Annotated in this window: 2 protein-coding genes; both read left to right on the forward strand. The window is 47.7% G+C overall.

Going from position 1 to position 3,830, the window contains the following annotated elements:
* Nucleotides 1–179 precede the first annotated feature (179 nt).
* Complete coding sequence (gene gcvP, locus WBA89_RS24070; protein WP_424409973.1) at nt 180–3,143, forward strand: aminomethyl-transferring glycine dehydrogenase; 2,964 nt, start codon at nt 180–182, stop codon at nt 3,141–3,143.
* A gap of 217 nt (nt 3,144–3,360) precedes the next feature.
* The coding region (locus WBA89_RS24075) for a serine/threonine-protein kinase (RefSeq protein WP_424409971.1) at nt 3,361–3,830 on the forward strand (470 nt) is incomplete at its 3' end.

Genomic DNA, 3,830 nt, shown 5'->3' on the forward strand with positions numbered 1-3,830 from the left:
CTAATGACTAATGACTAATGACTAATGACTAATGACTAATGACTAATGACTAATGACTAATGACTAATGACTAATGACTAATGACTAATGACTAATGACTAATGACTAATGACTAATGACTTCTTCCGTTGCAAAATGTTACAAACAAAGAAGCAAAAGTTAACTCAGGAGAATCCGCCTTGGTACTCTACAGCCCGAAAGTTGAACCCAGCCAGCAGCAAAACCTTTCCCCCATCGGTGGTTTTGCGGCGCGGCACATTGGCCCGACACCCAGCGAAATCCAGCAAATGCTGGATGTTTTGGGTATTTCCAGCCTCGATGAGTTGATTGACAAAACTGTTCCAGCGGCGATTCGCATGAATCAACCCCTGCAACTTCCCGCAGCGCAAAGCGAGTACGCTGCTTTGGCAGAATTGAAAGAAATTGCTGCAAAAAATCAGGTATTTCGATCGTACATCGGCACAGGATATCACGACTGCATCACGCCCCCGGTCATCCAGCGGAATATTCTGGAAAATCCCGGCTGGTATACAGCTTACACTCCCTACCAAGCCGAAATTGCCCAAGGGCGATTGGAAGCTTTGCTGAACTTCCAAACCATGATAATCGACCTCACTGGTTTGGAAATTGCCAACGCTTCTTTGCTGGATGAAGGGACTGCGGCGGCGGAAGCGATGGCGGTAAGTTACGGCGCTAGCAAAAAGGGGGCGAAAGCATTTTTTGTGTCCCAAGATTGTCACCCTCAAACGATTGAAGTGGTGCAAACTCGCGCTAAGCCGTTGGGAATTGAGGTGATTGTGGGCGACCATCAAAGCTTTGAGTTCGATCGTACAATCTTCGGCGCGCTCCTGCAATACCCAGCTACAGACGGCACAATTTACGACTATAGGGATTTTATTCGATCGGCACACGAAAACGGAGCATTAGTCACAGTAGCCGCCGACATTTTGAGCCTTTGCTTGCTTACACCCCCCGGCGAATTCGGCGCTGACATAGCCGTAGGAAGCACCCAGCGCTTCGGAGTACCGATGGGATTCGGAGGGCCCCACGCAGCCTATTTCGCCACAAAAGAAGAGTTTAAACGGCAAGTTCCGGGGCGAATTGTGGGAGTTTCCAAAGATGCCAACGGCAAGTCTGCGTTACGTTTGGCTTTGCAAACTCGCGAACAGCACATCCGCCGCGAAAAAGCAACTAGCAATATTTGTACTGCTCAAGTTTTGCTGGCAGTGATGGCGAGTATGTATGCTGTTTATCACGGCCCGTCTGGACTCAGAGACATTGCAGAAAAAGTATGGAGTTTAACTGCACTTTTGGCATCCGGTTTAAGAAGTTTCGGATACAAAATTGGTTCTCAACCTTTCTTCGACACTCTGCGAGTAGAATTGGGAGACAAACCGCTGTCAGAACTTCTAGAAGCTACCCAGCTTCGCAACATTAATCTTCGAGTTTTTGATGAGGCGACAGTCGGAATCACTTTAGATGAAACTGTTACCGTTGAAGACGTGCAAGATTTATGGGAAATTTTCGGCCAGCATAAGGATTATATCAGGGTCGAGGGGCAGAACGCTCTCAACATTCCGCTGGATGCAGACGCATTAAATTCCTATTTGACTTTACCAGATTTTTGCGATCGCACAACCAGCTATCTCACCCATCCAGTTTTCAACAGCTACCATTCCGAAACCGAACTTTTGCGGTACTTGCACCGTTTAGAAACCAAGGATTTATCGCTAAACACATCGATGATTCCCTTGGGCTCCTGCACGATGAAATTGAATGCAACAGCCGAGATGCTGCCGGTAACTTGGGCCGAATTTGGCAAGATTCATCCCTTTGCACCCCGCAATCAAACTCGCGGCTATCAAATGATGTTCGTGCAACTCGAACAGTGGCTGGCAGAAATCACCGGTTTTGCGGGAATTTCTTTGCAGCCAAACGCCGGTTCCCAGGGAGAATACGCGGGATTGTTAGTCCTTCGCCAATACCACGAACACCGAGGCGAAGCTCACCGCAATATCTGTTTAATTCCCCAATCAGCCCACGGTACAAATCCGGCTAGCGCAGTCATGGCGGGGATGAAAGTAGTTGCTGTCGAGTGCGATAGTCAGGGGAATATTGATGTCGCCGACTTGCATAAAAAAGCGGAAAAACACAAAAATGAACTGGCTGCTTTGATGGTGACATATCCATCTACCCACGGCGTGTTTGAGTCAAAAATTAAAGAGATTTGCGAGATTGTCCACGACTGCGGCGGACAAGTTTATATGGACGGCGCAAATATGAATGCTCAAGTTGGTTTGTGCCGCCCCGGTGATTTTGGTGCTGATGTTTGTCACTTAAATTTGCACAAAACTTTCTGCATTCCTCACGGTGGCGGCGGGCCTGGCATGGGGCCGATTGGAGTAATGCCTCATTTGGTGGAGTTTTTGCCTTCTACTGATGCAGAATCAAGAGCTTACCCCCCCCAACCCCCCCTTGCTAAGGGGGGGAGCAAGATAGCATCAGTTGGTGCTATTTCGGCTGCACCTTGGGGCAGTGCCAGCATTTTGACTATTTCTTGGATGTACATTCGGATGATGGGAGGAGTCGGTTTAACTGAGGCGACAAAAGTTGCAATTCTTAACGCTAATTACATGGCGCATCGGTTAGAATCTTATTATCCGGTTTTGTACAAAGGGAAATCGGGTTTAGTGGCGCACGAGTGTATTCTGGATTTGCGGCTTCTCAAAAAATCTGCTGCTATCGAAGTTGATGATATCGCTAAGCGGTTGATGGATTACGGCTATCATGCGCCGACTGTTTCTTGGCCTGTCGCAGGTACGGTAATGGTGGAACCGACGGAAAGCGAATCGAAGCAGGAATTAGATTCTTTCTGCGATGCGATGATTGCGATTCGAGGCGAAATTGCGGAGATTGAAAAAGGTAATGTTGACGCGCAAAATAATCTGTTGAAAAATGCGCCCCATACTGCAGAATCTCTGATGGTTGATGAGTGGAACCGTCCTTATACTCGCGCGCAAGCTGCTTATCCGACTGCTGGGACTCGCGAATATAAGTTTTGGCCTGCGGTGGGCCGGATAGATAATGCTTTTGGCGATCGTAATTTTGTGTGTTCTTGTTTGCCAATGGAGGCTTACACTTAAGATTGAAACCGGGTTTTTTCCCAAATTAAAACTGTCACCTAAATCTCGGAAAAAACCCGGTTTCTGAACCTCTCTCCTCTCTCCTCTGTGCCCTCTGTGGCCTCTGCGGTTCAATTATTCCGAAACAACCATAAACGATATCACCCAAAGCCTCAACCAAAAATTCCCCCATCTCAGCTATAATCAAAACCATCCTCTCCACCCCCACAAACCCGCCATGAGGCACTGGCCACCAGGACAACAACTCCACAACGGCAAATACCTAGTCGAAGCCATCCTCGGCGGCGGCGGATTCGGCGTCACCTACCGCGCCCAAAACCCCAAAGAAGGCAAAGTAGTCGCCATCAAAACCCTAAATGCCAACGTTCAAGGTAAACCAAACTTTCAGGAATTACAAACCAAATTTCTCAACGAAGCTTTATCTTTAGCCCGATGCAGCCATCCCCACGTCGTCCAAGTTTACGAAGTATTTCCCGAAATGGTAGGAAATCTTCAATTGTGGTGCATGGTGATGGAATTAATCGACGGCACTAATTTAGCAGAATATCTCGAAGATAACGGCATTTTGTCCGAAGCGAAAGCTTTGCCAATAATTCAACAAGTGGGAAGCGCCCTGAGTTTTGTACACCAGCAGGGATTTACTCACCTGGATGTTAAACCGCAAAATGTTATGTTAAGAACCCCCCC

The sequence above is a fragment of the Microcoleus sp. genome (assembly GCF_049646505.1).
GTDB lineage: Bacteria > Cyanobacteriota > Cyanobacteriia > Cyanobacteriales > Microcoleaceae > Microcoleus.